The sequence below is a fragment of the Aureimonas endophytica genome, from assembly GCF_014642635.1.
Lineage (GTDB): Bacteria > Pseudomonadota > Alphaproteobacteria > Rhizobiales > Rhizobiaceae > Plantimonas > Plantimonas endophytica.
In genome coordinates this window covers 115342-137231 of sequence record NZ_BMIQ01000002.1, presented here as the reverse complement: position 1 = coordinate 137231, position 21890 = coordinate 115342, and the positions used below count along the sequence as shown (strand labels likewise).

Below are 21890 nucleotides of genomic sequence, written 5' to 3'. Positions count from 1 at the left end.
CAGGCAGAGACGACTTAAGTTCGACAGGCTAGCTATCGATCTCGATCGGGAAGGCAATGGCTGACACCGCAAAGCTCTCGGCGACGTTCGAGATCGCGATCCCCGAAGCCGTCCGCGCCGCGCAGAACTGGACGGCCGGTCAGGAACTCGTCTTCGTTCCCAAGGGAAACGGGGTGCTGCTGGTGCCCGTCCCGGCGCCATCCGACCTCGCCGGCAGCATGAAGGGCGCGCGCACGACGGACTATCGCGACCGGGAGGACAGGGTCTGAGCCGGGTGGTCGACAGTTCGGCCTGGATCGAATGGCTCGTCGGCTCGGCGACCGGAACCATGGTCGGCCAGGAACTGCCGCGACCGGACGACTGGATCGTGCCGACCATCGTCCAGCTCGAGCTCGCCAAATGGGTTCTCAGAGAAGCCGGCGAGGAACGGTTAGATCCGATCCTGGCCTTCATGCAATCCTGCCGACTGGCCGTTCTCGACACGGAGACGGCGCTCCAGGCGGCGGAATTCTGCCGGCGGCATCGGCTCGCGACCGCCGACGCGATCGTCTATGCGACCGCATGGCGGCGCGGCGCGGATCTTCTCACCTGCGACGCGCATTTCGCTGACCTGCCGAATGTCGTCCTGATCCGGAAGGTGGAGCACTGAGGCTCGTCGCTTCGGCCGACTGGGCGATCCGTCGCCCGCGCCGATGTCAGTTCGGCGCCAGCGACCGGCCCCAGGATCGGCTTATGTCGGGGCGCGGGAAGAACCTTCTGAAATGACGAGCGAAAAGAATGATGGCGGCATGGGCAGGATCATCGCCTTTCCGGGCGGCCGGTCCCTTCCCGCCCCGGTCGATGCCGAGGCGGCGCGGCGGGTGGCGGCGCTCGGCTACGAACGCTGGGCGGCGCGCGCCCGGCTGACCGGCGCGCCGATCCCGCCCGAGATCCGCCACCTGAAGATGCAGATCGATTTCGCCGCGACCATGCTGAAGCAGCTCAGCCCGCTGCCCGAGGACTTCCGCTCGGACGGCTTCTGGCCGGCCTGAGACGGCGGAGGCGTTTCAGCCTCCGCCGAGCGGTCGCGGTCAGGCAGCCTGACGGTTGATCTTGCCTTCCGCCATCTTGGTCAGCTTCTCGTCCGTCGCCTTCTCCTCGTCGAGATTCTGCTTCAGCACGCTGGCGCAGTCGTCGCGGCCGAGCTGCTTGGCCCAGGCGATCAGCGTGCCGTAGCGGGTGATCTCGTAATGCTCCACGGCCTGGGCCGAGGCGACGAGCGCGGCGTCGAGCACATCCTTGTCGGCGATGTCACCCGCCAGTTCGTTGGTCTCCTTGATGATGCCGTCGATCGCCGGGCAGGTCACCGCCTTCACGCTCTCGCCATGCATCTGGAACACCTGTTCGAGACGCTTGATCTGGTTCTGCGTCTCGCGCAGATGCGTCTCGAAGTCCTGCTTGATCTGCGGATCGGTCGCCTTCTCGATCATCTTCGGCAGCGCCTTAGTGATCTGGTTCTCGGCGTAGTAGATGTCTTGCAGCGTATGAACGAAGAGATCGTTCAGCGTCTTCACGTCCTTGGAAAAGAGACCCATCGACGTTTCTCCCTGTCTGTCGGATCGGATGAGCGGCCCCGGCGCGGCCAGCGCCGGCGCGGCGTCGCTCCCCGAATGCGCAAGCGAGGCGCCGGGTTGCGCCGAAGATCGTTGCCCGACTCCGCGACGAGTTCAGGCGCCGCCCTTGGCCCGGTCGAGGATCGGCTGGAAGCCGCCATAGATCATGCGCTTGCCGTCGAAGGGGATCGCCGCCTCGCCCGGCTGCGGCATGCGCGGGTCCTCCATCACCTTCGGCATCGCCGCGTCCCGCACCGCCTTGGAGGGCCATTCGATCCAGGAGAAGACGACCACCTCCTCGGGCTTGGCCGCGACGGCCCGGCGGAAATCCGTCACCTTGCCCTCCGGCACGTCGTCGCCCCAGGCCTCCACCGTCCGCAGCGCCCCGTTTTCCATGAAGACCTCGGCGGCGCGCTCGGCGAGCGCCAGATAGGCCTCCCGGTTGGCCACCGGCACGGCGACCACGAATCCGTCGATATAGCTCATCCCCGTCTCCTCCCTTTGCCCCGGCCCGGCCTCAGGCCGCCGCCTCGGCGCCGCCCATCGCGCCTTCCGCGGCCGCGACGTCCATCCACATGATCTCCCAGATATGGCCGTCCGGGTCCTCATAGGAGCGGCCGTACATGAAGCCGAAATCCTGGGTCGGCGTCGGGTCCGGGCGGCCGCCGGCACCGACGGCGTCGCTCACCGCTTGGTCCACCGCCGCGAGGCTTTCGGCCGAAAGGCAGAGCAGCACCGCGCTCACCTCCCGGGCGTCGGCGATCGGCTTCGTCGTGAACTGGCGATATTTCGCATGGGTGAGAAGCATCACGTGGATCACGTCCGACACCACCATGCAGGCCGCCGTCTCGTCGGAGAATTGCGGGTTCCGGCGCGCGCCGAGCGCCTCGTAGAAGGCGATCGACCGGGCGAGATCGGCGACCGGCAGATTGATGAAGATCAGCTTCGACATCGGATGTCCTTTCCTCCCCTATCCGGCGGCCCTGTCCGGCCGCCGCCTCGTTGACAGAATTGAGCCACAAAGTTATCTTTTGCAACTATGAAATCAGAAAAAATAACCGAGCCGCGAACGAAGCGGCATTACGAGGATGCCTGCGCCACCGCCCATGCCATGGACCTCATCGGCGAGCGCTGGGCGCTCCTCGTCATGCGCGAGCTGATGCTCGGCCCCTCCCGCTTTTCCGACCTGCGCGCCCGCCTGCCCGGCCTCAGCGCCAATGTCCTGACGCAGCGGCTCGAAGGGCTGGAGGCGGCGGGCGTGATCCGCCGACGCCGCCTGCCGCCGCCCGCCGCCGTGCAGGTCTACGAGCTCACCGCCTGGGGTTTCGAGTCGGAACCGATCTTCCAGGCGCTGGGCCGCTGGGCGGCGCGCTCGCCGGCGCACGACCCGACGCTGCCCTTCTCGGCCGCCTCCCTGCTTCTCTCGATGCGCACCATGTTCGATGCCGAGCGCGCGGCCGGGCTCGGCCTGACGGTCGCCTTCCACCTGCCGGACGCGAATTTCCGGGGCGCGATCGGCGACGGCCGCTTCGCCATCGCGCCGACGGAGGCACCGGCCGGGGCCGATCTCGTCTTCGTCGGTCCGGCGCGGGGCGCTGCGGCCTTTCTCTATGGCGGCGTGCCCGCCGAGGCGCTGGCGGCCGAGGGTCTGCTGCGGATCGAGGGCGCGGCCGATCTCGCCCGGCGCTATGCCGCCTGCTTCCCTCTGCCCGGGAAGGTTTACGCGCCGGGAATTTGACTTTCCCGCCCCTTTCGTGCTTTAGCCCGCCCAAACCGCGACAGGTCTGTCCGCGAGCCACCGACCGGGTCCCTTGCCGTCGATCACGATCGATCGACCGAGCCGCCCGGAGGTCAACATCCGCCAGCGAGTTTCGCCCGCGGATGCGATCTCGCTTTGCTCTGTCGCAACCTCTCTTGCGGAGGTGCCGGGTCGTGGCCACGTCCCGCCTTTCGCAAGGATCAAGGGCGGAACGGTATGTTCGACTCGCTGCAGGATCGGCTCGGCTCGATCCTCAACAACCTGACCGGGCGCGGCGCGCTTTCGGAGAACGACGTGGCGGCGGCGCTGCGCGAGGTTCGCCGCGCGCTGCTGGAAGCCGACGTCGCGCTGGAGGTCGTGCGCTCCTTCACCGAGCGCGTGCGCGAGAAGGCGGTCGGCGCCACGGTCCTGAAGTCGATCAAGCCCGGCCAGATGGTCGTGAAGATCGTCCATGACGAGCTCGTCGCGACGCTCGGCCACGATCAGGTGGCGATCGATCTCAACGCCCCCGCCCCCGTCACCATCATGATGGTCGGCCTCCAGGGCTCGGGCAAGACCACCACCTCGGCCAAGATCGCCAAGCGGCTCCTCGAGAAGCAGCGCCGCAAGGTGCTGATGGCCTCGCTCGACACGCGCCGCCCGGCCGCCCAGGAGCAGCTGCGCATTCTCGGCGAGCAGGTCGGCGTCGCGACGCTGCCGATCATCGCCGGCCAGGGCCCGACCGAGATCGCCAGCCGCGCCGCCCAGGCCGCCAGGCTCGGCGGCTACGACATCCTCATTCTCGACACCGCCGGCCGCACCCATATCGACGAGCCGCTGATGGCCGAGATGGCCGAGATCAAGCAGCGCTCGGCCCCGCACGAGATCCTGCTCGTCGCCGATTCCCTCACCGGCCAGGACGCGGTGAATCTCGCCCGCTCCTTCGACGATCGCGTCGGCATCACCGGCATCGTCCTCACCCGCGTCGACGGCGACGGGCGCGGCGGCGCGGCTTTGTCGATGCGCGCCGTCACCGGCAAGCCGATCAAGCTGATCGGCACCGGCGAGAAGATGGACGCGCTGGAGGAGTTCTATCCGGCGCGCATCGCCGACCGCATCCTCGGCATGGGCGACATCGTCTCGCTCGTCGAGCGCGCCGCCGAGACCATCGACGCGGAAAAGGCCGCGGCGATGGCCAAGAAGATGCAGTCGGGCAAGTTCGACCTGAACGATCTGGCCGACCAGATCGGCCAGATGCAGAAGATGGGCGGCATGGGCGGGCTGATGGGCCTGATGCCCGGCATGGCGAAGATGAAGGACCAGATCTCGGCCGCCGGCCTCGACGACCGGCTGCTGAAGCGCCAGCTCGCCATCATCTCCTCCATGACGCGCGAGGAGCGCGCCAATCCCGATCTCCTGAAGCACAGCCGCAAGAAGCGCATCGCCGCCGGCTCCGGCACCGATGCCGCCGACATCAACAAGCTTCTGAAGATGCACCGCCAGATGGCCGACATGATGAAGGCCATGGGCGGCAAGGGCGGCAAGGGCGCCGGCATCATGGGCAAGCTGATGGGCGGCCTCGGCGCCAAGATGGGTCTGCCGGGCGGCGGCATGGGCGGCATGCCGGATCTTTCCAAGCTCGATCCGAAGCAGCTCGAGGCCATGGCCAAGATGGCCGAGGCGCGCGGCCTGCCCGGCCTGCCGAAGGGCCTGCCCGGCCTCGGCGCCGGCGGCCTGCCGGGCCTCGGCGCCCCCGGCGGCTTCCCCGGCCTGCCGCCGAAGAAGAAATAGCCGGCCCGTTCGTCCGGCTCGCGCGAAATGCGCACCCATTCCAACCCAATCGAACAGACAAGGAAGAGAACGCAATGTCCCTGAAGATCCGCCTCGCCCGCGCCGGCTCCAAGAAGCGTCCCTATTATCACGTCGTCGTCGCCGATGCCCGCTCGCCGCGCGACGGCCGCTTCATCGAGACGCTCGGCTCCTGGAACCCGATGCTGCCGAAGGATGCCGAGCGCGTGACGCTGAAGGCCGACCGCGTGCAGCATTGGCTCGGCGTCGGCGCCCAGCCGACCGACCGCGTGCTGCGCTTCCTCGATAAGGCCGGTCTCGCCACGCGCGAGGCGAAGAGCAACCCGTCCAAGGGCGAGCCGGGCAAGAAGGCGCAGGAGCGCGCCGCCGAGCGCCGCCAGCGCGAGGAAGACGCCGCCGCCAAGGCCGCCGAGGCCGCGTCCGCCGAGTAAGACGGCAGACACACCGGCCGGCGATCGATCTCGTTGGCCGGCTTCGCATCATTCGAACGGCGCCCTTCGTGGCGCCGTTCTTGTGTTGCACCGCAACATGTATGACGCTCAGACGTCGGCGGCACAGCGCCATGGAACCGATGCGGGACGGAGCCGAAGCCATGGACGCGGATATGTTCGAGATCGCCCCGATCCCGCTCTGGCTGGAGGACTGGAGCGGCGTGCGCCGGCTCCTGCGGGAATGGGGGGTGGCGGACGAAGGCGGCGATCCGCGCGCCGTCCTGCGCGCCGATCCGGCGCGTGCCCGCGCCTGCGCCGAGGCGATCCGAATCCTGAAGGTGAACGCGGAAACGCTGGCGCTCTTCGAGGCGCGCGATCTCACGCATCTGACGGAAAATCTCGGCCTCGTCTTCCAGGGCGAGATGCTCGACAACCTGATCGAGGAGATCGGCCAGCTCGCCGAAGGCTCGGGGCGGTTCGTCTCGTCCGGCATCAACCACACGCTCAGCGGCCGGCGCCTCGACATGCAGATCCGGGGACGGCTCCTCGACGGTGCGGCGGCGGACTGGCACCGCCTTCTCGTCGCGACCGAGGACGTGACGGCGCGCGAGGCGGCGCGGCGCGACCTCGCCGAGAGCGAGCGCCATGCGCGCGGCCTGTTCGAGCATTCGCCCGTCTCGCTCTGGGTCGAGGACTTCTCGTCGATCCGCGCGCTGATCGAGGACGTGCGGCAGAGCGGCGTTTCGGACTTCCCGACCTTTCTGGAGGTCCATCCCGAATTCGTGACCCGCTGCCTGGCGGAGATCCACGTCCTCGACGTCAACCGCCAGACGTTGCAGATCTTCGGCGCGGCGGACAAGGCCATGCTGCTCGCCCATACGGGCGACATCTTCCGCGACAAGATGCGCGAGGCCTTCCGCGAGCAGCTCATCGACCTCTGGAACGGCAAGCTCTTCCAGTCGCGCGAGGTGCTGAACTATTCGCTCGCCGGCGAGGAACTGCACTTCGTCATGCAATTCTCCGTCCTGCCCGGCCACGAGACGGACTGGGCCCGCGTCCAGGTGGCGCTGACCGACATCACCGCCCGCAAGAAGGCCGAGGCCTATCTCGAATATCTCGGCAAGCACGACGTGCTGACCAAGCTCTACAACCGCTCCTTCTTCGTGGACGAGCTGAACCGGCTCGAGCGGCGCGCGCCGCCGCTTCTGACCGTGATCGTCGCCGATCTCGACGGGCTGAAGGAGATCAACGACGAGGGCGGCCACGCGGCGGGCGACGCGATCCTGCGGCGGGCCGGCGAGGTGATCGCCGAGGCGGCGCCGCGCCCGGCGGTGGCGGCGCGCATCGGCGGCGACGAATTCGCGCTGCTTCTCCCCGGCACCGGCGAGGCGGAGGCGGCGGGGCTCATCCAGGCTATCGGCGAACTGGTCGAGATCAACAACCAGTTCTATCCCGGCGACCGGCTGCGCCTGTCGCTCGGCGCCGCGACGCGCCGGCCGGGCGAGCGGCTGGAAGAGGCCGTGCGGCGCGCCGACGAGGCGATGTATGCCGCCAAGCGCGCCTATTACGCCGAAACCGGCATCGATCGGCGCGGGCGGGCGCCGTCCGGCGCTTGACGCCTCCGTCATGACAGCGGAACCGAAACTGCGTATTGACGTTCGAAATCCGGCAAGGCATACGTATGCCATCATCCGTTACGCCCGTAGGCGGGCATGTATACAGGCCCCTACACGAAAGTGTGGGGGCCTTTTCTGTTGTGGTGGCGAGATGAGAGCGGCGGTACTGATCGACGGAGGCCACTTGCGAGCCCTCGCTCGCGACGCCAAGCGCCAATACGATGTCGACCTGATAGAGAAGACGGCACACGCCTGTGTAGATGCGGACGAGACGCTTCTGCGGGCGCTCTATTACGACTGCGCTCCGTTTTCCGGGACGGTTCGAAAGCCCGTATCGGGTGAGCCTTACGAGTTCAAAGGTTCGGACGCGTGGCTTCGGGACCTCGCCAGCCGCGACCTGTTCGCCGTCCGACGCGGCGTTCTCAAGTTCAGAGGATTCAAGCCACGTCGCATACCGGTGGCAGCGGAAACCCTGACGGACGACGATTTCAAGCCGGATTTCGAGCAGAAGGGAGTGGATATGCGAATCGGACTCGATATCGCGAACTTCGCCACTCAACGATCCGTCGACCGTATCATACTGGTCACGGGCGATACCGACTGCATCCCCGCCATGAAGAACGGCCGCATATCGGGCTTGCAGATCGTGATGATCGAATTCGAGAATCATCGTCTGGCGCCGGAACTCCTCTGGCACAGCGACTACAAGCGCCGGATCGCGTGGCCGGCATGACGCTCGAACATCCCGTCCTTCTCGGCATCGTCGGCGGCGCGCATGGGCTGCGCGGCGAATGCCGCGTGTCCTCCTTCACTGCGGACCCCGAGGATCTCGGCGCCTATGGCCCGCTCTTCGACGCGCGCGGCCGGCGCTACACGGTGGCCAGCGCGCGGGTGCAGAAGAATGTCGTCATCGTGCGCTTCGCCGAGATCGCCGATCGCGACGCGGCCGAGCGGCTGAACGGCACGGAACTCTTCGTCGAGCGCGACGTCCTGCCCGAGGAAGAGGAGGACGATTTCTACATCGCCGATCTCGTCGGCCTCGCGGTGGAAGCGCTCGGCGGCGAGCCGGTCGGCGAGGTGGTCGGCGTCCACGACTTCGGCGCCGGCGACATCCTGGAGATCCGCCCGCCGCGCGGCGCGACGGTGATGATCCCCTTCTCGCAGGCCGCCGTTCCCGAGATCGATCTGGAGGCCGGGCGGATCGTCGTGGATCCCCTGGCGGCCGGCCTCGTCGAAAGCGAGCCGTCCGAAGGTCCGGGTCCCGGCGACGACGCGGCGGAGGCATCGTGAGCTTCCACGCCTCCGTCGTCACGCTCTATCCGGAAATGTTTCCCGGGCCGCTCGGCATGTCGCTTGCCGGGCGGGCGCTCTCGCGCGACGACTGGCGCCTGGAGACGGTGCATATCCGCGAATTCGGCCTCGGCCGGCATCGCATGGTGGACGACACGCCGTCCGGCGGCGGTGCCGGCATGGTGCTGCGCGCCGATGTCCTCGCGCAGGCGATCGATGCCGCCGCGCCGGCCGGCGATCCGCGCCCGCGTCTCCTGATGAGCCCGCGCGGCCGGCCCCTGCACCAGAGCCGCGTGCGCGAACTTGCAGCGGGGCCGGGCGTCGTCATCGTCTGCGGCCGCTTCGAAGGGGTGGACGAGCGGGTGATCGAGGCGCGCGGTCTCGAGGAAGTGTCGATCGGCGACTATGTCCTGTCCGGTGGCGAGATCGCCGCGCTGACGCTGCTCGACGCCGTGGTGCGGCTCCTGCCGGGCGTGATGGGCAACGAGATCTCGGGCGAGACCGAGAGCTTCGAGGGCAATCTTCTCGAACATCCGCATTACACGCGGCCCGTGTCCTGGGAGGGCCGCGAGATCCCGCCGATCCTCGCCTCCGGCGACCATGGCCGGATCGCGAAATGGCGGCATGCCGAGGCCGAGCGGCTGACGCGCGAGCGCCGCCCCGACCTGCTCGAACGGCCCGCCGCCGAGCGGGAGGGCTGATCGGGCGTCGAAGGCCGGCCGCGCGCCGACGGCATCCGGCGCGGGCGAGACATCGGCGCGCAGGCGCCGATCAGGACGAGGCTTTCGGTCCTGGATCTCGCCATGTCGCGGATGCGAAGAGGGCCATTTCGCAGCCACGCGCGAGGTTCCGATCCTTGGTCGACCGGCAGCCATGCACCTCCTGCGAGGCCGCTCGACAAAGGGCGGCAAAGCGTTTAAGGGACCGGCGTTCCTCAGAATAACTTGACCGTATCGTCTACGGCCATGACCGGCAAAGCCGGCATGAAACCAAGAGAGGCTCCTCCCATGAGCAACATCATCGCCGAGCTGGAATCGGCCGAAGCCGCGCGCATCGCCGCCGTCCGCACCATCCCGGAATTCTCGCCGGGCGACACGGTCCGCGTCAATGTCCGCGTGACGGAAGGCACCCGCACGCGCGTCCAGGCCTATGAGGGCGTCTGCATCGCCCGTTCCGGCTCGGGGCTCCAGGAGAACTTCACGGTCCGCAAGATCTCCTATGGCGAGGGCGTCGAGCGCGTCTTCCCGTTCTATTCGCCGATGCTGGAATCGGTGGAGGTCGTGCGTCGCGGCCGCGTGCGCCGCGCCAAGCTCTATTACCTGCGCGATCGTCGCGGCAAGTCGGCCCGTATCGTCGAGGCGACCAACACCCGCGCCCGCAAGCTGAACGACGAGGCCCGCCAGGTTTCCAACGAGCGCGCCGCCGCCGCCAAGGCCGCCAAGGCCGCGCCGAAGGAAGCCGCCGAGTAAGGCGCCTTTCATTCGCAAGCATCGGAAAGCGGTCCTTCGGGGCCGCTTTTTCGTTAAGCATTCTTCTTCTTTCCGCACGACGAGAAGCATTGCGGAGCGGCGTCTTATGAATTTTTAAGGCTGCCTCGCCTATCCCTGCGTCATGTTGCGCGCGCCCTTGCGGAGCGAGCCGGTCCTTCGAGGTCGATCATGGACGCGTGGGCGAGCTTCGCCTTTCTGCTGCCGACGATGGCATTCGCCTTCGGCATGGCGTTCCTCGTGATCGCCCGCTACGGCTCCCGGGCCGCCCGGCTGATGGGCGGCGGCTATATCGCGCTCGGCTTCGCCTATTTCCTGCCGATCCTGGCGGGGGAAATGCGGGTCGCCGATCCGACGCTCGCGATCGACGCCTTCTATCTCGCCGGCTTCTTCCTCTTCGGGCAGGGTCTGCTGGTCCATTTCCAGCGGCCGACCCATCGCGCCGGCTTCGCGCTCTTCACGGGGGCGAGCTTCGTCGCGGTCGCCTATGCCGTGGTGGTGGCGACGAGCCTCAAGGCCGAGCTTCTCCTGCACGACACCGCCTGCTCGCTGCTGATCGCCGTGCCGCTCGCCTTCGTCTGGCGCCGCGCCCGGCATTCCGTCGACGCCGCGCTTCTCGTCGTCACCGGCCTCGTCATCTTCGACACGATGGTCCGCAGCATCGTCTTCACGAGCTTCTTCATGGGCGAGGCGACGCTGGCGACTTTCGAGAGCACCAGCTACGCCTTCATGATGCAGGCGAGCGCCGGCGCGCTCGGCATCGTCTTCGCCCTCGTCGCCCTCGCGGCGATGGGCATCGATATCATCGTGACCTATCGCGACGCCGCCGAACAGGATCCCCTGACCGGCCTTCTCAACCGGCGCGGCTTCAGCCGGGTGACGGCGCTGATGGAAGGCGAGGCCGAACGGGGCGGCTCGATGATCGTCTGCGACATCGACCATTTCAAGTCGGTCAACGACACCTACGGCCATGCGACGGGCGACCGCGTGCTCGTCGCGCTCGCCGAGACCATGCAGAGCCGCCTGCCGCGAGGGGCGCTCGTGGCGCGCTTCGGCGGCGAGGAATTCATCCTCTTCGTGCCGGAAGCCCCGGAACAGGCCCTCGGTCTCGCCGAGGCGCTGCGTCTCGCCTTCGAGGGCCGCGACTGGCGGCGCGAGGGCGTCGACCGGCGCCTGACGGCGAGCTTCGGCGTGTCCGGCGCGCGCGACGGCGACCGCTCGCTCTACGACGCGATCTCGCGCGCCGACCGCTCGCTCTATCTCGCCAAGGCGCAGGGGCGGAACCAGGTCGTGCTGGCGCCCGAAGCGCCGCAGGTGCCCCTGGGGATCGTCGCCGCCAACAGCGCTTGACGCTCCGCCTCGCTTTTGCATCGCGGCACGGGCCATGACACTCTGCGGCGTCTCGCCGCCCGGAGCCCGCCCCTTGCATCGCCGCCAGCTTCTTCTCGCCGCTCTCGCCGCGTCCTTCGCGGCCGCCGTTCCCGCCTCCGCCGCCCCCGCCCTGCCCGATCTCAAGGGCCGCGAGGTGACGGTCGTCACCGAGAACGCCTATCCGCCGCTGCAATTCGTCGATCCGAAGAGCGGCGCGGCGATCGGCTGGGAATATGACGCGATGGGCGAGATCGCGAAGCGCCTGAACTTCAGGCTCGCCTATGCCAACGCCTCCTGGGACGCGATGATCGGCGCCGTGTCGTCCGGGCAATACGATATCGGCATGACCGGCATCACCATCCGCGACGACCGCAAGGAGAAGGTCGACTTCTCCGATCCCTATATGCGCTCGGAAATGTTCATGCTGGTGCGCGGCGACGAGACGCGCTTCACCGACGCCGCCTCGTTCAAGGGTTTCGACAAGGGGCTGATCGGCGCGCAGCCCGGCACCACGCCCTTCTATACCGCCGCCTACGAGGTGCTGGACGGCAACGAGCAGAATCCGCGCATCAAGCTGTTCGAGACCTTCGGCGCGCAGGTCCAGGCGCTGAAGACCGGCGATATCGACATGGTGCTGACGGACGGCACCGCCGGACGCGGCTATGTGGAGGCGTCCGGCGGCGGGCTGAAGCTCGTCGGCGGCCCGCTCGGCGCGGAGGATTTCGGCTTCATCTTCCCGAAGGGCTCGGATCTCGTCGCGCCGGTCGATGCCGCGATCGCCGCGCTGAAGGCGGACGGCACCTTCGAGGCTCTGACGAGGAAGTGGTTCCTGGACTACAAGATGGGTCAGTGACGGGCACCTCGCCGCGGCGAGGCCTGCGGCACCGCCTCGCCGATCCCGACTTCCCGTGGTGGCTGGCGGCGCTGGCCGTCGCGGCGCTCGGCATCGCCCTCGTCCTCGCGCTCGATTCGTCCTGGCGGCAGATCGCGACGATCCTCGCGGCCGGGCTCGGCACGACGCTCGCCGTCACCGTCCTCGCCTTTGCCGGGGCCGCCGCGCTCGGCCTCTTCGTCGCGCTGGCGGGGCGGGCGCGGAACCGCGTCATCCGCAACGGCGCCCGCCTCTATGTCGAGCTGGTGCGCGGCGTGCCGCTCCTCGTTCTGCTCTTCTGGATCGCCTTCGTCGGCGCGCCGGCCTTCGTCACCAGCTGGAACGCCGTGACCGCGCCCCTGTCGAAGGCGGGCCTCCTGGCGCCGCTGACGGTGCGCGACGTCTCGCTGATGGCGCGCGCCGTGATCGCGCTGGTGATCGCCTATTCGGCCTTCCTCGCCGAGATCTTCCGCGCCGGCATCGAGGCCGTGCCGGAGGGCCAGATCGAGGCGGCGAAGGCGCTCGGCCTCGGGTCCTTCGCCCGGCTGCGCCTCATCGTCCTGCCCCAGGCGGTGCGCACCGTCCTGCCGCCGCTCGCCAACGATCTCGTCTCGATGGTGAAGGATTCCTCGCTCGTCTCCGTGCTCGGCGTCGCCGACATCACGCAGATGGGCAAGGTCTATGCCTCCGGCTCCTTCCGCTTCTTCGAGACCTATTCGGTGCTCGCCTATCTCTATCTTCTCGTCACCGTCTCGGTGTCCCTCGCGGCGCGCGCCCTGGAGCGGCGGCTGGCGCGCGGGCGGCGAGGCCGCGAGGCTCAGCCCTTGAGGAGCGTGCCGGGATAGGCCGTCTCGTCCGGCAGGGTCGAGCGCCCCTCGCCGAGCGGCAGTTGCATCAGCACCGTGTCGATCCACCGGCCGAACTTGAAGCCGGAGGCTTCCATGATGCCGAGATGGCGGAAGCCCGCCTTCTCGTGGATGCGGATCGAGGGCTGGTGGTCCGAGCCGCCGATGACGCCGATCATCTGGCGGAAGCCGAGCTCGGTGCAGAGTTCGACGAGGCGCAGGAGAAGCGCGAGGCCGATGCCGCGCCCCTGCGCCGCCGGCTCCAGATAGACCGAATCCTCGACCGACCAGCGATAGGCCGGGCGGGTGCGGAAGGCGCTGCCATAGGCATAGCCGAGGAGCCGGCCCTCGCCATCCTCGGCGACGATATAGGGATAGCCGTCGCCGGTGACGGCCCGGAAGCGCGCCTCCATCTCGGCGAGCGGCGGCGGCACGAGTTCGTAGGTGGCGGTGCCGTGCAGCACGGCATGCTCGTAGACGGCGGCAATGGCCGGGACGTCGGCAAGGGTGGCGGCGCGGATCGTGTAGGCGTTCATCGGATCATCGGCAGGGTTCGGCGGATCGCCCTGTTTGGCAAGGCGCCGCGCAAAAGAAAAGGGCGCCCGTTGGGGCGCCCCGATCCGTCCGAAACCTCGGTCGATCAGCGACGATCGCCGAAGAACTGGAGCATGAACATGAACATGTTGATGAAGTCGAGATAGAGCGCGAGCGCGCCCATGATCGCCTTGCGACCCATCACCACCGAGCCGTCGCCCTCGTAGTACATCTCCTTGATCTTCTGGGTGTCGTAGGCGGTGAGGCCCGCGAAGACCAGAACGCCGATCACCGAGATGGCGAAGGCGAGCGCGCTGGACGCCAGGAAGATGTTGACGATCGAGGCGAGCACGACGCCGATGAGACCCATGAACAGGAAGGAGCCCATCCCGCTGAGATCGCGCTTCGTCGTGTAGCCGAAGAGCGACAGCGCGCCGAAGGAGGCGGCGGTGATGAAGAACACCTGGACGATCGATTCCTGCGTGAAGACCAGGAACACGGTCGACAGCGACAGGCCGACTAGCGCCGCATAGACCCAGAAGGTCATCTGCGCGGCGGAAACGCTCATGCGCTCGATGCGGAACGACAGGAAGAACACGGCGGCGAGCGGGGCCAGCATCAGCACCCATTTCAGCGGCGAGGCGAACACCGCCTGGCCGAGACCGGTCAGACCGACGATGTCGCCGGCGCCGTTCGTCACGACGGATGCCGAGAACAGGCCGTAGGCGGCCACACCCGTGATGGCGAGGCCCGCCGCCATGAGATTGTAGACCTTGAGCATGTATGTGCGCAGGCCCTGGTCGATGGTGACGTCCACCCTCGACCCGGCTGCGGGAACGCTTTGCGCGCCCCAGTTGCGATTGTCAGCCATCGAATGACTTCCCTTTTCTGCGTGTCCCGTCCGGTGTCCGGTCCGTGTCTGGCACGTCGACCGAGGCGCCGCTGGCGGGACGCCCAGCATGCCTCGCCCGAAAATATGCGATCGGCGCGCGAGCCGCACAAGGGCAGGTAAGTCGCCCCTTCTGTTTCCGCGGTTAATTTCGCGTCATCTCGCCGCGCGGAGGATCACTTTGCCGTGAGACGGGAACGGCGTCAGAGTTCGCGCAGCACGGGCGCCGCCTTCTGCCCGAGGACGCGCCAGGTGCCGGCAAGACCGATGCCGACCGTCAGCACCAGCGCGGCGAGAAGCGTCGCCAGGGCGATGCCCCAGTCGAAATGGAAGGGCAAGGCCATGATCCGCGCCACGACGTACCAGGCGGCGAGCGCCCCGGCGCCGATGGCGAAGCCCGCCGTCGCGAGGCCGAGCAGCAGGTATTCGGCGCAGTAGCTGGCGATCAGCAGGCGCCGCGTGCCGCCCAGCGTCTTCAGCACCACCGCGTCGTGGATGCGGCGGCGGTTGCCGGCGGCGAGCGCGCCGGACAGGACGAGAACCGAGGCGACGAGCGCGACGGCCGCCGCCGCGCGGATGGCGATGGCGAGCTGTTCCACCAGCCGGTTCACGGCATTCAGCGCGTCGCGCACCCGCACCGTGGTCACCGCCGGATCGCTGTCGGCGACGCCGTTCAGCACCGCCTTCTCCACCGCCGGCGTGGCGTCCGGGATCGCCAGCGTCGCCAACCAGGCATGCGGCGCCCCGGCGAAGGCGTTCGGCGAGAAGACCATCACGAAATTGATGCCGAGCGATTCCCATTCGACGCTGCGCAGATTGGCGATGCGCGCGGTGATGTCGCGGCCGAGAACGTTGACCGTGATCGTGTCGCCGAGCGTCAGGCCGAGCTGCTTCGCCTGTTCGGCGGCGAAGGAGACGAGCGGCTCGCCGGCATGGTCCTTCGGCCACCAGTCGCCTTCCGTCAGCCGAGAATTCTTCGGCACTGCGTCGGCATAGGTGATGCCGCGATCGCCGCGCAGCACCCAGGCGCCCTCCGGCGGCACCTTCACCTTCGCCGCCTCGATGCCGTTCAGCCGGGTGATGCGCCCGCGCAGCATAGGCGCCGCCTCCAGCGTGCCGCCGGGGGCCAGTTCGGCGATGCGCTGGCGGAAGGCGTCGATGCCGTCGTTGCGGATGTCGACGAAGAAGAAGTCCGGGGCGCGCTCGGCGAGATTGCCGGCAATCTCGCGCCGGAGATCGGTGTCGATGGTGGCGAGCGCGACGAGCAGCGTGAGGCCGAGCCCGAGCGACAGGGTGACGGACGCGGTGAGCGCGCCGGGCCGATGGATATTGGCGAGCGCGAGGCGCAGCGCCACGATCCTCGGCGGCCGCGCCGCCTTGGCGAGACGCTCGATGACGAAGGCGACGCCGCGCAGGATCAGGAAGGCGATGCCGGTCGCGAGCAGGAAGATGCCGGCCACCTTGCGGTCGTCGGCCATCGCAAGGGCGAGGGCCGCGATGGCGAGCGCCAGGAGCGCCGCCGCGCCGAGATAGACGAGGCGCGGGCGGCGGGCCGCGCCGCCGGAAATGTCGCGGAAGAGGGCCGTCGCCGGCACGTCGCGCGTCCGCCCGAGCGGCACCAGCGCGAAGGCGAGCGCGGTCAGGAGGCCGAACAGCGCGGCGATGAGAAGGGCGCCGGGATAGAAGCCGGGCTCGGCCGCGATCGGCAGGAAGGCGCTGACGAGGCCCGCCGTGGCGAAGGGCGCGACGGCGCCGAGGACGAGGCCGGCCAGGATGCCGAGCCCGGCGAGCAGCATGATCTGCACGAGATAGACGGTGACGACGAAGCCGCCCCCGGCGCCAAGGCTCTTGAAGGTGGCGATCACGCCGCGCTTGGCGGAGAGATAGGCGCCGACCGCATTGGCGACGCCGACGCCGCCGACGATCAGCGCGGTGAGGCCGACCAGCGTCAGGAACTGGCTGAAGCGCTCGATATTGCGCTGGAGCGAGGGCGCCGCGCGGTCCGAGGTGCGGATGTTCCAGCCGGCGGACGGAAAGCGGGCATTGGCGGCCTCGGTGAGATCCTTCGAATGGACCGGCTGCGCCAGCCGGACGCCATAGTCGTATTCGTAGAGACTGCCGGGCTGGAGGAGGCCGGTCGCCTCGATCGCCGCGCGATCGACGAGAAGGCGCGGCGCGAAGTTGAAGCCGTCCGACAGGGCATCGGGCTCGCGGTCGAGCACGCCGGTCAGGACGATTTCGGCGCGTCCGAGCTTCAGCACCGCGCCGGGCTTCAGATTCATCCGCTCGAAGAGCTCGGGCGCCGCCAGCGCCCCGAAACGGCCGCTCGGCGCGGCGAGAAGCGCCGGCAGCGGCTCGGCCGGCGTCGAGGCGACGCGGCCATAGAGCGGATAGGCGCCGTCGACGGCCTTCAGTTCAACCAGCGCCGGATCGCCGCCGCCGACGGCCGGGCGCACCATCGAGCGCATGGAGATCGTCTCGGCGACGGCGCCGAGCGAGTCCAGATAGGCGCGCTCCTCGGCGCTCGCCGGCCGCTGCACGAGATTGAAGCGCACGTCGCCGCCGAGAATGGCGCGCCCCTCGCCGGCGATCGCGCCCGTCATCATGGCGGCGACGGAATTCACCGCCGCGATGGCGGCGACGCCGAGCATGATGCAGGCGAGGAAGATGGCGAAGCCCTTCAGGCCGCCGCGCATCTCGCGCAGCGCGAAGCGCAGGGCGAGCCGTAAGGTGGCGAACCGCCGGCCCCGTTCGGCCGCTGCGGCGCCCGTCGCCGTCCGGGCTTCCGACAGGACGCTCATGCCGAAAGGGCGTCCGCCGGGCGAGGCGCCGCGACGAGGCCGGAGGCGACGCGCACCTCGCGCCGGCAGCGCGCGGCCAGCACGGGGTCGTGCGTCACCAGCACCATCGTCATCCGCCGCCGGGCCTGTTCGGCGAAGAGGAGGTCGGCGATCTGCCGGCCGGTCTCGCCGTCGAGATTGCCGGTCGGCTCGTCGGCGATGAGGATCGCCGGCTCGGGCGCCAGCGCCCGGGCGATCGCGACGCGCTGCTGCTCGCCGCCCGACAATTCGCCCGGATAGTGGCGCAGGCGATGGCCGAGCCCGACATTGCCGAGCTCCGCCTCCGCCCGCGCGAAGGCGTCGGCGCGGCCGGCCAGTTCCAGCGGCACCGCGACATTCTCCAGCGCGGTCATGTTGGGGATGAGATGGAAGGACTGGAAGACGATGCCGATATTGCGGCCCCGGAAGGCGGCGAGCGCGTCCTCGCTCAAGGGGCCGAGCGCCGTGCCGGCGATCTCGACGAGGCCGCGATCGGCCCGCTCCAGCCCCGCCAGCACCATGAGCAGCGTCGACTTGCCCGAACCGGAAGGGCCGACGATGCCGACGGACTCGCCGCGTCCGACCGCCAGGCCGACGCCTTTGAGGACATGCACGGCCGTCGCGCCCTGCCCGAGGGTCAGATGCACGTCTTCGAGACGGATCGCGGATTCGGTCACGCGGGGATCGTTCCTATATGCCGGGCAGAAGCCGGCGAATCGCCGGCGCGACATGCCGGGATATGGGCCGATGACGCATCGCTTCCAAGCTTTCCGCGCCGCAGTGACGGCTTTGTTATTCCTCGCGGCGAGTGCCGGCGCCAGGGCGGAGGAGGCGAAACCCGCCGAGATCGTCGCCTTCGGCGACAGCCTGTCCGCCGGCTTCGGCGTCGGGCCAGGCGAGAGCTTTCCCGAACAGCTCCAGGCGGCACTGACGGCGAAGAACTATGCCGTGACCGTCGCCAATGCCGGCGTGTCCGGCGACACGACGACCGGCGGCCTCCAGCGGCTCGAATGGTCGGTGCCGCCGAGCGCGACGCTCGTCATCCTCGAACTCGGCGCCAACGACGCGCTGCGCGGCATCACGCCGCAGATCACCGAAGCCAATCTCGATGAGATGCTGCAAAAGCTGAAGGCGCGGGGCACCCGCACCCTCTTCGCCGGCATGCTGGCGCCGCCGAATATGGGCGAGGACTATGCGGCGGCGTTCAATCCGATCTATCCGCGCCTCGCGCAGCGCTACGGCGTCGCCTTCTATCCGTTCTTCCTCGACGGCGTCGCGGGCGAGCGCGGCCTCAACCAGGCGGATGGCATGCACCCGACCAAGGCGGGCGTCGCCCTGATCGTCCAGCGCCTCCTGCCCCTGGTGGAGGAGGAGTTGAAGGCGGCCGGCGTCGTGCCGCACCAAGGATGATGGCTTCCGCTACGGCAAAAGACCGCTCTCACGACAGACGAAGGCCCAATATGTTGTGCATGAACGATTTGGGGATTGCGGGGATTCATCCCCACGCAGGCGAGCTGCCCTATCCTCTCTTTTGGTGAGCCCCTCGAACGGCTCGCTCCTCGGCGGGTTCGCCCGCCCTTTCGGCATCGACGGAGTTTCCCCATGCCGCGATTGTTCGTTGCCCTCGAAATCTCCCGCGATGCGGCCATGCGGCTCGCGCTCCTGCGCGGCGGCCTGCCCGCCGCCCGCTGGATCGATCCCGAGAACTACCATCTGACCCTGCGCTTCATCGGCGATGTCGAGGCGCGCTTCGCCGACGAGGCCGTGGCGGCGCTCGACAGGATCGAGGCGGCGCCCTTCGACCTCCAGCTTCTCGGCCTCGACGCCTTCGGCTCGAAGAAGCCGCATTCGATCTATGCCGGCGTCGCGCCGAGCCCGGCCCTCGAAGCGCTGCAGGGCGATGTCGATCGCGCGCTGCGGCGGATCGGCCTCGCGCCGGACGCCAAGAAGTTCACCCCCCATGTGACGCTGGCGCGCCTGCGCCAGCCGAAAGTGGAGGACGTGGCGCGCTATCTCGCCGGGCGCGGCGATTTCCGCTCCGCCCCCTTCCGCGTCGGCCGCTTCGTGCTCTTCTCCTCCAAGGATTCGGTCGGCGGCGGACCCTATCTCGTCGAGGAGGCCTTCGACCTCACGCTCCGCCAGCGGCAGGAGATCGGCAGCGGCGCGCCGATGCCCGCCCCAGCCGCCGCGCTCTGGCGCTGAACGACTTGCTGAAGGGGTCGGGCGACGCCATCTCTTCCGCGACCGCGCGAGGAGGCGGAAGGACATGACGGCGCTCGACATCGTGAAGGACCGCCTCGGCACCATCCTGACACCGGCCCGACCGGACGAGCAGGCGGAACAGGAAGCACGGGTGCGCGCCTCGTTTCTGGATACGATGCGCCGGGCCCTGCGCCACGTCCCCTTCATGGAGGATGTGGTCGCCTCCTATCATTGCGCGCTGGATCCCCAGACGCCGACGGCGACGAAGGGCGTGCTTCTCGCCGCCCTCGCCTATTTCGTCATGCCCTTCGACATCGTGCCGGACTTCATCCTCGGCCTCGGCTTCACCGACGACGCGGCCGTGCTTCTCGCCGCCTTCCGCGCCGTGCAGACCAATATCCGCCCGGAACATTACGCCAAGGCGCGCGAGACGCTCGGCAAGGTCGAGCCGCCTCCGGCGGAATGACGCTATCGCCGGGCGGCGCCCTCAGCCGAGCTTGCCCTCGATCTCGGCCTTCGGCTGCGGGCGGCTGAATAGGTAGCCCTGGACCTGGTCGATGCCCTCGGCCCTGGCGATGCCGAGCTGCTCCTCCGTTTCCACCCCCTCGACCAGCGTCGTGATGCCGAGGCTCGCCCCGAGCCCGGCAATGGCGCGGATGATCGCCAGCGCGTCGGCATTCGTCTGCGCGTCCTTCATGAAGGACCGGTCGATCTTGATCTTGTCGATCGGGAAGCGCCGGAGATAGCTGAGCGAGGAATAGCCGGTGCCGAAATCGTCCATCGCGAAGCGGATGCCGGCCGCGCGCAGCGTCTCCAGATTGTCGAGGCTCGCCTCGCTCTCGTCGATGAGGACGCTTTCCGTGATCTCGACCTCCAGGCGACCGGGCGCCAGCCCGGCCTCGCGCAGGGCCGCGAGGACCGAGGCGGCGAAACCCTTCTGGTGCAGCTGGATCCCGGAGACGTTGACCGCGACGACCACATGGTCCGGCCATTTCGCGGCATCGCGGCAGGCCTGGCGGATCACCCAGTCGCCGAGCGGCACGATGAAGCCCATCTCCTCCGCGAGGGGGATGAAGAGCACCGGCGAGACGAGGCCGCGTTCCGGGTGGCGCCAGCGCAGCAGCGCCTCCACCCCCACGGTCCGCTGGCCGCCGAGTTCGACCAGCGGCTGGTAGTGCAGCTCGAACTGGTTCTCGGCGAGCGCGGTGCGCAGCTCGGCCTCCAGGACCCGGCGTTGGCGGGCCGCCTCCGACAGGGCCGGATCGAAGAGATGCACGGTGCCGCGTCCGTTGGATTTGGCGTGGCGCAGCGCGAGATCGGCATTCTGCAGCAATGTCTCGACATCCTCCGCCGCGCCTGCCCGGCGGAGCGCGACGCCGATGCTGACGCCCGCGTCGAGCCGGCCGCAGCTGAGCGCATAGGGACGGACGATCGCCGCAAGCAGCGCCTCGGCGAAGGCCTCGGCCTCGGCTTCGCTCCGAACGAGGCGCAAGAGCGCGAATTCGTCGCCGCCGAGCCGGCCGACGATGCCGTCCGCCGCGCCGAGAGCGGCCCGCAGCCGGTCGGCGACGGCGCGCAGCAATTCGTCGCCGACGCCATGGCCATAGGTGTCGTTGACCAGCTTGAAGCGGTCGAGATCGAAGTAATAGGCGGCGATCTCCCGGCGGTCGGCCCGCAGCGCCAGCGCCCGCCCCTCTTCCCGCAGCGTGCGGGGATTGGGCAGGTCGGTCAGCGCGTCGTGCCGCGCGAGATGGGCGATGCGCGCCTCGTTGCGCCGCTGCGCCGTGATGTCCTCGAAGGTCGAGACCCAGCCGCCGCCCTCCATCGAGCGATAGCGGATGGCGATGACGCGGCCATCGGCGAGCTCGCGCAGCACCGGCAGCCCGTCGCCGTCGAGGAGGGCGACGCGCGTGCTCTCGCGGATGCTCTCGGGCGTCACGCTCGGCGGATAGAAGCCCTTGGCGATCAGGATGCGGCAGAGGTCGTCCTGCGTGATGCCGAAGGCGAGTTCGCCCGGCGCGAGGCCGAAGATCTCGTGATAGCGATGATTGCAGACGACGAGCCGGGACTCGGCATCGAACATGCAGAGGCCCTGGCTCATATTCGCGAGCGCCGCCTCGAAGCGGCGGTTCTGCTCGGTCAGCTCGCTCGCCCCGGCCGCCGACTGTTCCAGCGTCAGCCGCTCGGCGGTCTGGCGCAGGCGCCGGACGGAGGCCTTGCCCGGATCGGAAGCGGCATCGCCGGCGTCGGGCGCCCTGCGGGTCGTGGGCATCGGTCGTCTCCTGACGGCCTACGCCCGAACCTTCGCCCCTTGTGGCGAGAAGCCGCGCCGGCATCGTCGCGGGCGACACTGCGAGCGGCGCCTTGCGACTTGGTTAATTCACGCCCCTTCCGAT

At 68.9% G+C, this 21890-nt stretch carries 25 protein-coding genes; 17 read left to right on the top strand and 8 right to left on the bottom strand.

Features of this window, described 5'->3' with window-relative positions; genetic code table 11:
• Nucleotides 1-56 precede the first annotated feature (56 nt).
• The 3 genes from IEY14_RS06990 (at nucleotide 57) to IEY14_RS06980 (ending at nucleotide 1031) form a co-directional block, all read left to right on the top strand.
• Nucleotides 57-269 carry an AbrB/MazE/SpoVT family DNA-binding domain-containing protein gene (locus tag IEY14_RS06990; RefSeq protein WP_188907520.1) on the top strand — a complete coding sequence of 71 codons (213 nt, stop codon included), beginning with the start codon at nucleotides 57-59 and terminating at the stop codon, nucleotides 267-269.
• Nucleotides 266-649, top strand: coding sequence for a type II toxin-antitoxin system VapC family toxin (locus IEY14_RS06985; RefSeq protein ID WP_188908081.1), 384 nt, complete (start codon nucleotides 266-268; stop codon nucleotides 647-649). Before IEY14_RS06990 ends, IEY14_RS06985 begins: the two co-directional genes overlap by 4 nt.
• 112 nt (nucleotides 650-761) lie before the next feature.
• On the top strand, nucleotides 762-1031 hold the full coding sequence (locus IEY14_RS06980) for a hypothetical protein (protein WP_244639362.1): 270 nt from the start codon (nucleotides 762-764) through the stop codon (nucleotides 1029-1031).
• 39 nt (nucleotides 1032-1070) lie between these two features.
• Here IEY14_RS06980 and IEY14_RS06975 read toward each other — a convergent pair whose 3' ends face one another.
• From IEY14_RS06975 to IEY14_RS06965, 3 genes are all read right to left on the bottom strand, one after another.
• Nucleotides 1071-1574, bottom strand: coding sequence for a YciE/YciF ferroxidase family protein (locus IEY14_RS06975; RefSeq protein ID WP_188907519.1), 504 nt, complete (start codon nucleotides 1572-1574; stop codon nucleotides 1071-1073).
• A gap of 132 nt (nucleotides 1575-1706) precedes the next feature.
• The gene (locus tag IEY14_RS06970; protein WP_188907518.1) at nucleotides 1707-2078 is read right to left on the bottom strand and encodes a DUF1428 domain-containing protein; all 372 of its coding nucleotides are present in this window, start codon (nucleotides 2076-2078) and stop codon (nucleotides 1707-1709) included.
• Nucleotides 2079-2109: 31 nt separating this feature from the next.
• Nucleotides 2110-2544, bottom strand: a complete 435-nt coding sequence (locus tag IEY14_RS06965; RefSeq protein WP_188907517.1) for a VOC family protein — start codon at nucleotides 2542-2544, stop codon at nucleotides 2110-2112.
• 87 nt (nucleotides 2545-2631) lie between these two features.
• Between IEY14_RS06965 and IEY14_RS06960 the strand changes: the two genes are divergently transcribed.
• From IEY14_RS06960 to IEY14_RS06910, 11 genes are all read left to right on the top strand, one after another.
• Nucleotides 2632-3330: a winged helix-turn-helix transcriptional regulator gene (locus IEY14_RS06960; protein WP_188907516.1), complete on the top strand. Its 699-nt coding sequence runs from the start codon at nucleotides 2632-2634 to the stop codon at nucleotides 3328-3330.
• Between the two features lie 237 nt (nucleotides 3331-3567).
• Nucleotides 3568-5121 (top strand): signal recognition particle protein, encoded by a 1554-nt coding sequence (gene ffh, locus IEY14_RS06955; protein WP_188907515.1) that lies wholly within the window; start codon nucleotides 3568-3570, stop codon nucleotides 5119-5121.
• A gap of 74 nt (nucleotides 5122-5195) precedes the next feature.
• Entirely contained in the window at nucleotides 5196-5570 is a 375-nt protein-coding gene (gene rpsP / locus IEY14_RS06950) for a 30S ribosomal protein S16 (RefSeq protein WP_188907514.1), read from the top strand.
• Nucleotides 5571-5731: 161 nt separating this feature from the next.
• A complete protein-coding gene (locus IEY14_RS06945; RefSeq protein ID WP_244639361.1) occupies nucleotides 5732-7186 on the top strand; it encodes a sensor domain-containing diguanylate cyclase in 1455 nt (484 codons plus the stop codon).
• A gap of 184 nt (nucleotides 7187-7370) precedes the next feature.
• Nucleotides 7371-7919, top strand: coding sequence for an NYN domain-containing protein (locus IEY14_RS06940; protein WP_244639360.1), 549 nt, complete (start codon nucleotides 7371-7373; stop codon nucleotides 7917-7919).
• Nucleotides 7916-8476 carry a ribosome maturation factor RimM gene (rimM, locus tag IEY14_RS06935; RefSeq protein WP_188907511.1) on the top strand — a complete coding sequence of 187 codons (561 nt, stop codon included), beginning with the start codon at nucleotides 7916-7918 and terminating at the stop codon, nucleotides 8474-8476. Before IEY14_RS06940 ends, rimM begins: the two co-directional genes overlap by 4 nt.
• Complete coding sequence (trmD, locus tag IEY14_RS06930) at nucleotides 8473-9177, top strand: tRNA (guanosine(37)-N1)-methyltransferase TrmD (protein ID WP_188907510.1); 705 nt, start codon at nucleotides 8473-8475, stop codon at nucleotides 9175-9177. Before rimM ends, trmD begins: the two co-directional genes overlap by 4 nt.
• Nucleotides 9178-9483: 306 nt before the next feature.
• Nucleotides 9484-9945: a 50S ribosomal protein L19 gene (gene rplS / locus IEY14_RS06925; RefSeq protein WP_188907509.1), complete on the top strand. Its 462-nt coding sequence runs from the start codon at nucleotides 9484-9486 to the stop codon at nucleotides 9943-9945.
• Nucleotides 9946-10134: 189 nt separating this feature from the next.
• The gene (locus tag IEY14_RS06920; protein ID WP_188907508.1) at nucleotides 10135-11313 is read left to right on the top strand and encodes a GGDEF domain-containing protein; all 1179 of its coding nucleotides are present in this window, start codon (nucleotides 10135-10137) and stop codon (nucleotides 11311-11313) included.
• A gap of 73 nt (nucleotides 11314-11386) precedes the next feature.
• The gene (locus IEY14_RS06915) at nucleotides 11387-12187 is read left to right on the top strand and encodes a transporter substrate-binding domain-containing protein (protein WP_188907507.1); all 801 of its coding nucleotides are present in this window, start codon (nucleotides 11387-11389) and stop codon (nucleotides 12185-12187) included.
• A complete protein-coding gene (locus tag IEY14_RS06910) occupies nucleotides 12184-13050 on the top strand; it encodes an amino acid ABC transporter permease (RefSeq protein ID WP_244639359.1) in 867 nt (288 codons plus the stop codon). The genes IEY14_RS06915 and IEY14_RS06910 overlap by 4 nt, the downstream gene beginning before the upstream one ends.
• On the opposite strand, the gene IEY14_RS06905 is transcribed toward IEY14_RS06910, so the two are convergent.
• From IEY14_RS06905 to IEY14_RS06890, 4 genes are all read right to left on the bottom strand, one after another.
• On the bottom strand, nucleotides 13023-13586 hold the full coding sequence (locus IEY14_RS06905) for a GNAT family N-acetyltransferase (protein ID WP_188907506.1): 564 nt from the start codon (nucleotides 13584-13586) through the stop codon (nucleotides 13023-13025). The two genes, IEY14_RS06910 and IEY14_RS06905, sit on opposite strands and share 28 nt — an antisense overlap.
• Before the next feature lie 104 nt (nucleotides 13587-13690).
• The gene (locus tag IEY14_RS06900; protein ID WP_188907505.1) at nucleotides 13691-14455 is read right to left on the bottom strand and encodes a Bax inhibitor-1/YccA family protein; all 765 of its coding nucleotides are present in this window, start codon (nucleotides 14453-14455) and stop codon (nucleotides 13691-13693) included.
• Between the two features lie 221 nt (nucleotides 14456-14676).
• The gene (locus IEY14_RS06895; protein ID WP_373288932.1) at nucleotides 14677-17274 is read right to left on the bottom strand and encodes an ABC transporter permease; all 2598 of its coding nucleotides are present in this window, start codon (nucleotides 17272-17274) and stop codon (nucleotides 14677-14679) included.
• Nucleotides 17271-17969, bottom strand: coding sequence for an ABC transporter ATP-binding protein (locus tag IEY14_RS06890; protein WP_244639358.1), 699 nt, complete (start codon nucleotides 17967-17969; stop codon nucleotides 17271-17273). Before IEY14_RS06890 ends, IEY14_RS06895 begins: the two co-directional genes overlap by 4 nt.
• Before the next feature lie 52 nt (nucleotides 17970-18021).
• Here IEY14_RS06890 and IEY14_RS06885 point away from each other — a divergent pair, with 52 nt between their 5' ends.
• The 3 genes from IEY14_RS06885 (at nucleotide 18022) to IEY14_RS06875 (ending at nucleotide 19960) form a co-directional block, all read left to right on the top strand.
• Nucleotides 18022-18702: an arylesterase gene (locus IEY14_RS06885; RefSeq protein WP_188907503.1), complete on the top strand. Its 681-nt coding sequence runs from the start codon at nucleotides 18022-18024 to the stop codon at nucleotides 18700-18702.
• A gap of 192 nt (nucleotides 18703-18894) precedes the next feature.
• Complete coding sequence (thpR, locus tag IEY14_RS06880; RefSeq protein ID WP_188907502.1) at nucleotides 18895-19494, top strand: RNA 2',3'-cyclic phosphodiesterase; 600 nt, start codon at nucleotides 18895-18897, stop codon at nucleotides 19492-19494.
• 64 nt (nucleotides 19495-19558) lie between these two features.
• Entirely contained in the window at nucleotides 19559-19960 is a 402-nt protein-coding gene (locus IEY14_RS06875; protein WP_188907501.1) for a YkvA family protein, read from the top strand.
• A 21-nt stretch (nucleotides 19961-19981) separates the two neighbouring features.
• Here the strand turns inward: IEY14_RS06875 and IEY14_RS06870 are convergent, their stop codons facing one another.
• Nucleotides 19982-21766 carry a putative bifunctional diguanylate cyclase/phosphodiesterase gene (locus tag IEY14_RS06870; protein ID WP_188907500.1) on the bottom strand — a complete coding sequence of 595 codons (1785 nt, stop codon included), beginning with the start codon at nucleotides 21764-21766 and terminating at the stop codon, nucleotides 19982-19984.
• Nucleotides 21767-21890 lie beyond the last annotated feature (124 nt).